The 7,670-nt window shown below is 43.6% G+C and carries 7 protein-coding genes; 3 read left to right on the top strand and 4 right to left on the bottom strand.

All coding sequences use genetic code 11. The annotated features are described in order from the left end of the window. Positions 1–315 precede the first annotated feature (315 nt). Positions 316–702 carry a hypothetical protein gene (locus SU86_RS09260; protein WP_048188947.1) on the top strand — a complete coding sequence of 129 codons (387 nt, stop codon included), beginning with the start codon at positions 316–318 and terminating at the stop codon, positions 700–702. Here the strand turns inward: SU86_RS09260 and SU86_RS09255 are convergent. The 3 genes from SU86_RS09255 to SU86_RS09245 all read right to left on the bottom strand — a co-directional run bounded on the left by SU86_RS09255 (position 699) and on the right by SU86_RS09245 (position 2,083). Beyond that, positions 699–857: an AbrB/MazE/SpoVT family DNA-binding domain-containing protein gene (locus SU86_RS09255; RefSeq protein ID WP_320408983.1), complete on the bottom strand. Its 159-nt coding sequence runs from the start codon at positions 855–857 to the stop codon at positions 699–701. The genes SU86_RS09260 and SU86_RS09255 overlap by 4 nt on opposite strands. 158 nt (positions 858–1,015) lie before the next feature. Then, positions 1,016–1,594: a winged helix DNA-binding protein gene (locus tag SU86_RS09250; protein WP_048188944.1), complete on the bottom strand. Its 579-nt coding sequence runs from the start codon at positions 1,592–1,594 to the stop codon at positions 1,016–1,018. A 126-nt stretch (positions 1,595–1,720) separates the two neighbouring features. Next, entirely contained in the window at positions 1,721–2,083 is a 363-nt protein-coding gene (locus tag SU86_RS09245) for a hypothetical protein (RefSeq protein WP_048188943.1), read from the bottom strand. 65 nt (positions 2,084–2,148) lie between these two features. Here SU86_RS09245 and SU86_RS09240 point away from each other — a divergent pair, with 65 nt between their 5' ends. Both SU86_RS09240 and SU86_RS09235 read left to right on the top strand, forming a co-directional pair. Then, the gene (locus SU86_RS09240) at positions 2,149–2,901 is read left to right on the top strand and encodes a phosphoglycerol geranylgeranyltransferase (protein ID WP_048189490.1); all 753 of its coding nucleotides are present in this window, start codon (positions 2,149–2,151) and stop codon (positions 2,899–2,901) included. A 1-nt stretch (position 2,902) separates the two neighbouring features. Further along, entirely contained in the window at positions 2,903–6,277 is a 3,375-nt protein-coding gene (locus tag SU86_RS09235) for a DNA polymerase II large subunit (RefSeq protein ID WP_048188942.1), read from the top strand. Here SU86_RS09235 and SU86_RS09230 read toward each other — a convergent pair. Beyond that, positions 6,274–7,596: a serine hydroxymethyltransferase gene (locus SU86_RS09230; RefSeq protein WP_048188941.1), complete on the bottom strand. Its 1,323-nt coding sequence runs from the start codon at positions 7,594–7,596 to the stop codon at positions 6,274–6,276. The genes SU86_RS09235 and SU86_RS09230 overlap by 4 nt on opposite strands. Positions 7,597–7,670 lie beyond the last annotated feature (74 nt).

Genomic DNA, 7,670 nt, shown 5'->3' with positions numbered 1-7,670 from the left:
AAATGAAGGTGTGTGGGAAATTCACAACCAGTTAACTTGATGTGAAGAATGGACCAAAAATAGGCAATTTTGACCCCCTTATTTCGAGTCCAGGCGTGAAGATTGCCATTAACACTGTTAACGAGCCAGAATAGACCCCTTCATTTCCACTCCAGGCGTGGAAATTGAGCATTTCCTAGCTTAATGTGGGGGTGTATCTGTTAACATGTGAATTTGGGCTAGGCGTGGGCTAGGCAGTCAACGTTCACAACACTCCAAGTTAACAAAGATGATCGGATCCGTTCATTTGTTAACCAGTTAACACGATCGATCACAATGGCAAAGAAAAGGATTCGAATAGACCTTGAAGACTCGGATGGAGCTAAATACAACTTCAACATCGAGGGCAACATAACCCGGGACAAGGTAATCAAGATCTTTGAGTTGATGAACCTCATGAATATAGAGGATCAGGAGACTGCACCTCAACTAGACTCGGTGGGCGCCAAAGTCTGGCATATTGTAGACAAATACTTCCCAATGGGCAACTTTACCTCAAATGAGATACTGGAAAAATACGAGGATGAATACAACGAACCGGTAAAACTGAGCGTAATTTCGACCTATTTGGCTAGATTTAACACCAAAGGCAGAATAGACCGCCTCCGTCAGGGCAAAGCCTGGGTTTACCAGATAGCCAAAATTCCTCAAAAGACCGACTAGGAGATAGTCACTCGCTTTAGTATTAGTGAATCTCCTTGAAGGCTGACTTTAACATAATCACCTTTTTGGATTCCTAAATACTTGCGAAACTGTTTTGGTATGGAGATGGTCCCAACGGCCGTGATCTTGACTAGATCATCATTTGCTGTAAGCATCATTATAGATTAAGAAATTAAGATATTAAATATTTCTCTAATAACTAAATTATATAGAAATTTACATAAGAAAAGGAAGGATCTACCCAAAGTGGTATTTTTATTAGCTTATACTAATGAAAATATCAAATTATATTCGTTGTTGTCTTTTCTAAAACTTAGGCCGTAATGGGTTGTTCTTGGTTGCCAAGCTTGGCCTTACCCTTCTCTGTGATCTGGTAGGTAAAGGGTTTAGTCTTGTTATTCCTTTGGACAAAGCCTTGCTCAAAGAGTCTCTTCATCAACCTTGAGGTATGCTCTCGACTCCTTCCTATTGTGATTTGGATGTCACGTGACGTCATTTCACGGGTTGTGATTAATCCCAAGACGTGTTCTGCTACGCCGTTGAAGTCCATATTGGGCATTCTAGGCTTGGAAACGGGCTTGGCAGGCTCGATTTTAGACTCTTCTGGCTCTTTTTGGACTTGGGGTTGTGCCTTTTTCTCCAAGACAGTCTCAACTCGCTCCAAAACCTGCTCTTCGGACTCTTTTTCCTCTAAATCTAGTGCATCCATGCGTATTTTCATGTCAATTAACTGTCTTTCATAGTATTCCAGGCGTGACAAATAGGCAGGATCCGAGGTTTTTTGAGCCGAAAGTGCCTTGATTTTACCATAAATCATCATACCAAATATCCCGACTGCGAATGCAACTATCACATATGCTATGACCTGAGGGTCGGGAATCTCCACTAACATCACTAAATTAGCCTGATCGTTGTGATTTATTGTGATTGGCCAACATAATTTCACACTTTACGTCAACCAAGACATCATGTACAATCACAACATTACAAAACCAATATGAGAAAAAGTCGTGATTCGTCACATTCCACACGCTTGACGAACCAATTTATCAATAACATTCGTCACTTGTTCCTCTCTTTCTGGGAAAACATCACTATCTTTTATCACAGAAACCTGTTCTGCGAGCCTAGATATCACATCAATGTCATCTGGAAGTAGTATTCCTAATCCACGAAGCAGGATGATTGAATAAAATAGACCCATTAGTTTGTCGCGGGACTGGTTCACTTGGCGGAAATAGGCGCCTTTACTAATGCCAAAATCAAACTCGGAGAGGTTTTTCCTATTTAGAATAATTTGAATTTGTCTCTCTGTAAACAGAGATTTTTTGATAATTTGCTTGATAATATTGTTAAAATTAGAATCCACATTCTCTGCCATAGCTATACAGATCTGTATACCACCATATCAATTAAACTTTAAAACAATTGGTTCAAACCAGAGACATGGGTAAAGTAGAGCAATACCTACAGGCGACGCGCAAGAAAAAGGGTGCATTATTGTTTGTGTTGATTGATTCCGAGGTATCAAAGATAAAAGAATCCATCAAACTGGCAAGGGAGGTAGAAAAGATTGGCGCCTCGGCCATATTGGTTGGGGGCTCGTCTGCAGTAGACCAGTTAGAGATGGCACAGGTTGTAAAAAGTCTAAAAAAATCAATAAAAATTCCAATTATTTTGTTTCCAGGAAACGTTACCGGCGTTGTTCCATCAGCTGACGCCATCTTGTTCAGCTCGCTGATGAACTCGGAGAATCCTTACTATATCACTCAGGCACAGGCGTTGGGCGCCCCAAACGTGCTCAAATTTGGTCTGGAACCACTACCGACTGCCTATATCATAATTGGTGAGGGAACAACTGCCTGGTTTGTCGGGGCTGCCAAAGGCATTCCATTTGACAAGCCAAACATAGCAGCTGCCTATTGCCTTGCCGCCCAGTTTTTGGGCATGAGATTTGTCTATTTGGAGGCAGGATCTGGGGCAAAGGAGAGCGTCCGACCACAAATGGTAGCGACTGTTCGCAAGCTCTTCAAGGGCTTTATCATAGTGGGTGGTGGCATTCGCGATTCCAAAACGGCAACCGAGCTGGTCAAGGCGGGAGCCGATGCCCTAGTTATAGGAACCATGTTAGAAAAGGAAAAGGGCAGCCTCAAGAAGCTAGGCGAAATAGCAAATAGTATCAAGAATCTAAAGAAATAACATGTCGGAAAATGCGGCAATCTCTCGAATTAGAGGGGTTCCAATGCCTAGTGATTACCTTGAATATTATTCTCAAATATCAGAGAAAGCCTACCAAATCTTTGAGCATGCAGCCGAGGCAAAATCCACTCTGGTTGATTCCTCAGGAATTGTAGAGCCAAAGATAGCCTTTGATCTGGCGGACCGTGTGGCAAAGATGCACGACATCGACATTGCCGAGCCCTTAAGGGAACTATTAAAGACCAAGGGAAAGGAGCTTGCGGCACTAGACCTATCAAAAAGCATAGCCACGGGCAAATACCTGCCTGAGGACTTTACCCTAGAGCAAAGACTAGACAATGCCGTACGAGTAGGTCTTGCCATAGTAACAGAAGGCGTCACAATTGCCCCACTCCAAGGAATCTCTAGTGTTACAATAAAAAAGAACAGGGATGGAACCGACTATCTCTCGGTTTCCATTGCAGGTCCGATGCGATCGGCCGGCGGAACGGAATCTGCAGTTACGATGTTGATTGCGGACCATGTCAGGCAGGCGGTAGGCCTTGGAAAATACCAGGCAAATGCCTTTGATGATGAAACAGGCAGGTTTGTAGAGGAATTGCGTGTATATGAGCGGGATGTTGGCAGCTTTCAGTATCATGTTTTGGATCAAGACATCATAACTGTGATCTCTAATCTGCCAGTAGAGCTGGATGGTGTGGATACCGATCCAAATGAGGTGGTCAACCACAAAAACATGGCAAGAATCAAGACCGATAGGGTCCGCGGTGGTGCCTTGCGTGTACTAAATGACGGCCTGATTGGGCGCGCAAAAAAACTATTGAAGCGAATCGACCTGTATGGATTGGATGGCTGGGATTGGCTTGGCGAGCTAAAGGGAGCGGTCCAAAAAGGAGAAGAGGGAGATTCTGCGGCAAAACGACTCAAGGAAGTCATTGCCGGAAGGTCTGTCTTATCATTGCCAAACAAGATTGGTGGGTTTCGGCTCAGGTATGGTAGGGCTTGCAACACTGGCTTTGCCTCAGTAGGGATTCACCCCATAGTGGCTGAAATCCTAAACCATACCATAGCAGTAGGCACCCAGATTAAAATCGACATTCCTGGAAAGGGCGCAACAGTGGCATTTGTTGACTCGATAGACACGCCAATTGTTCGGTTAAAAAATGGCAACGTGGTAAAAATCCAAACAGTAGAACAAGGCATAAGAATCAAGGGCGATATTCAGCAGATTTTGTACCTTGGTGATATTTTGATCTCATTTGGGGACTTTTTGGAAAATAATGCGCAACTGATTCCGTCTGGATATGTGGAGGAATTTTGGCTGGAGGAGCTGACGCAAAAGATCCAACAATACGAGGCAAAGGCCGAACTTGTAGAATTTTTAAACAAAATACCTACCCTGGAAGAAGCATTAGAAATATCATTAAACTTCCAAATTCCACTACACCCAAAATACCTCTTTTACTGGGAGCAGATCACGCCAACTGAGCTCGAATTATTGCTAAAACCACTCAAAATAGAAGACGAGACTATCATCTATTCCAAGGAATGCAAGGCAATTCTGGAAAAAATAGGCGTCCCGCACGAAATGATGGAAGAATCTGTCATACTCAAAGAAATGGAGGCAGACATTTTCTACCAGATGCTATTCTCAAATCCAATTACTCCAGACCCGACAGATTCGGTTCCACAAATTCTGACCAAGGCAACTGGCATCAGAATTCGGCCAAAATTTTCCACATCGGTTGGAGTAAGAATTGGCAGGCCCGAAAAAGCAGCTGCCCGACTTATGAAGCCGCCAGTACACACATTATTTCCAATTGGGGATAAGGGTGGGGCAACACGCGATCTGCTAAAGGCAAGTAATGGCTCTGGATTTTACTGCAACATTTACAATCGAATCTGCAAAAACTGTGATCTACCATCAGTTAGCATAAACTGTCAAAAATGCGGCCAGCGAACCATCATAGAGCATACCTGCCCATTATGCAGATCAACGCTTGACTCACCGTTTTGCCAAAAATGCAAAAAAAAGATACCGACACACTCCTTCAAGCCTTTTCCACTAAAAGAAAGAATAATTGCGGCACAGGAAAAAATCGGCGTCCGGGTACAGGAGCCATTCAAGGGTGTGATGGAGCTGATCAACCAAGACAGAATTGCAGAACCACTCGAAAAGGGACTCATAAGACAAAGCATGGACCTAACAGTATTCAAGGATGGAACCGTGCGATTTGATGCTACAAATTCACCACTAACTCACTTCAAGCCTGCATGGATTGGCACACCAATTCCAAAACTGCATGAGCTTGGCTATACCACAGATATTGATGGAAAGCCATTGATCTCAGCAGACCAGACAGTTGAAATCAAAATGCAGGATGTGATCATTCCCCACGAGAGCGGCAGATACTTGGTTCAGACATGCAAGTACATCGATACAGAATTGGTGAAATTTTATGGCAAATCCTCATTCTATAATGTAAAAAACAACGAGGATCTGATTGGCCATTTGATAATTGGCCTAGCACCACACACTTCGGTAGGCATAGTAGGCAGAATCATTGGATATACAGAAACCCATGTGTGTTATGGAACGCCAAACTGGCACTCTGCAAAAAGGCGTGATGCAGATGGTGATGCTGATTCTATAATGCTGCTGATGGATGCGCTGCTTAATTTCTCAAGGCAGTTTTTGTCCGATAAGATCGGCGGACTGATGGATGCACCGCTTTTGGTTCAACCTATCGTACTACCACACGAATCCCAACCACAAGCGCACAACTTTGAGGTGACAAAAAAACTACCACTGGAATTCTTTGAGGATACCATCTCTGCAAAAAAGGCATCAGAAGTAAAGAGCGTTGAAATCATAAAATCCCGACTGGAAACGGAGGGCCAGTTCCATGACTATCATTTTACCCACACCACCACAACGCTTACCACATCACGATCCCGAAGTGCCTATTCCACGCTGGGCTCGATGTTGGACAAATTTGATATGCAAATTAGAAATGCCGAATTAATCTCTGCAGTAGACACTACAGAAATTGTTACAAATGTAATCACCACTCATTTGGTGCCAGACATAATTGGAAACCTTAGGGCATATGGCAGGCAAAAATTCCGATGCACCTCTTGTGGCAGAAAATACCGAAGGCCTCCATTACTTCAACACTGCATTTGCGGCAATAATCTGATTCAAACCATCACTCGTCCGTCAATTGAGAAATATCTCAGATTGGCAAAACGACTGGTCGAAAAATACGATGTTGGACCATACCTCAAGGGAAGAATAGGTACACTAGAAGATGAGATCAATTTGGTGTTTGGAAAGCGAAGTGGCGATCAGCTATTACTGACTGACTATAACTAGCGCAGCTTTACGTATTCGTAGGCACCAAGTTTGTTATCAAAACAATAGTGCACTTTTTGATAGTCCTTTCTAAATGACTTGACCTTGGCTGCTAGCTTTTTTGGATCCTTTTTCTCAATGACTATATTCTTGATGTAGCCGGCAATCTCTTTCATTTCTGCGCTTTTCATGCCTAGTCTGGTTAGCTCTGATACTCCAAGTCTGATTCCGCCTGGGTGGAAATAGTTACGGCCTGCCTTGATGTCGCCTGGAATTAATTGTCTGTTTACAATGATGTTTGCTTTTTCTAGATCAGCTTCTACTTTACCGCCATCGGAATAATCCAAAACATTTACTGCAATTTGGTGTGATTTGGTATAGCCTCGCTTTTCTCCCAAGACCTTGAATCCTGCATCAGACAGTGCATCAGCTAATGCCTTTGCGTTTTTTATGACATCCTTTGCGTACTGCTTGCCAAACTCTAGGGCCTCTGCAAATGCAATTGCCTTTGCCGCCATATGATGAATGTGATGACTAGATGTCAGACCTGGGAAAGTTGCCTTTTTGATTGGCTCTGCATGCTCTTCTCTTCCAAGGACTAGGCCTCCCTGCGGACCAAAGAGTGTCTTGTGCGTACTCATAGTCATGGTGTCGGCTCCCTCCCGTAATGGGTCTTGGAACTGTCCACCAGCAATCAAGCCAGCAACATGTGCCGCATCATAATTGATGTGAATGTTATACCCTTTGAGAAAATCAGATAGCTCCTTTACTGGGTGTGGGAACAAAAAGAGCGAGCCGCCAAACATTGCCATCTTTGGTAGTCGGTTTGCTGCTTTGAGCTCCTCTACCTTTGCCTTTGTCTTGTCCACATCTATGGTCATCTCATCAGCATCAAATGGATAAAATTCGATATCCAGTCCGTGAACCAGACCGGCAGTTCCGGAATGCTCCTTTTTACCATGAGAAATGTGACCGCCTGCAGGAATTGATGGTGCAATCATTACATCGCCTGGATTTGTAAATGCGGAATAAACTGCCAAATTAGCTACAACACCAGAAATGGGTCTGACATCTGCAAACTTTGCCTTGTAGAGTTTTTTTGCCAAATTCATGCATTCAATCTCTACTTTATCGATGTATACGCAGCCTGCATAGACGCGCTCGCCTGGCCAGCCCTCGGCATAACGATTACCAAAATCCGAAAGCAATGCCTCCTTTACTGCAGGGCTAGGCACATTTTCGCTTGCGATCAATGGAATGGAATTTTCAAACCACTTGTTGTGCTCTTGCAGATCTGAGAGAATTTTTTTGTAGGAAGCCTTGGTTGCAGACTTTGCCATGATTTTGGCAGTTTCTGTCCCAATTTAAAAACAGCGATTGAATTCGGGGCAAAATAGCGATCATCTTTCCGGGA

Origin of the sequence: Candidatus Nitrosotenuis cloacae (assembly GCF_000955905.1) — an archaeon.
Classification (GTDB): Archaea; Thermoproteota; Nitrososphaeria; order Nitrososphaerales; family Nitrosopumilaceae; genus Nitrosotenuis; species Nitrosotenuis cloacae.
The sequence above is the reverse complement of the archived record's forward strand: the minus strand, read 5'-3'. Positions and strand labels throughout refer to the sequence as shown.

Coding starts and splice junctions, on each gene's coding strand:
- SU86_RS09260 (WP_048188947.1), top strand. CDS start 316: ATGGCAAAGAAAAGGATTCGAATAGACCTTGAAGACTCGGATGGAGCT.
- SU86_RS09255 (WP_320408983.1), bottom strand. CDS start 857: ATGCTTACAGCAAATGATGATCTAGTCAAGATCACGGCCGTTGGGACC.
- SU86_RS09250 (WP_048188944.1), bottom strand. CDS start 1,594: ATGTTAGTGGAGATTCCCGACCCTCAGGTCATAGCATATGTGATAGTT.
- SU86_RS09245 (WP_048188943.1), bottom strand. CDS start 2,083: ATGGCAGAGAATGTGGATTCTAATTTTAACAATATTATCAAGCAAATT.
- SU86_RS09240 (WP_048189490.1), top strand. CDS start 2,149: ATGGGTAAAGTAGAGCAATACCTACAGGCGACGCGCAAGAAAAAGGGT.
- SU86_RS09235 (WP_048188942.1), top strand. CDS start 2,903: ATGTCGGAAAATGCGGCAATCTCTCGAATTAGAGGGGTTCCAATGCCT.
- SU86_RS09230 (WP_048188941.1), bottom strand. CDS start 7,596: ATGGCAAAGTCTGCAACCAAGGCTTCCTACAAAAAAATTCTCTCAGAT.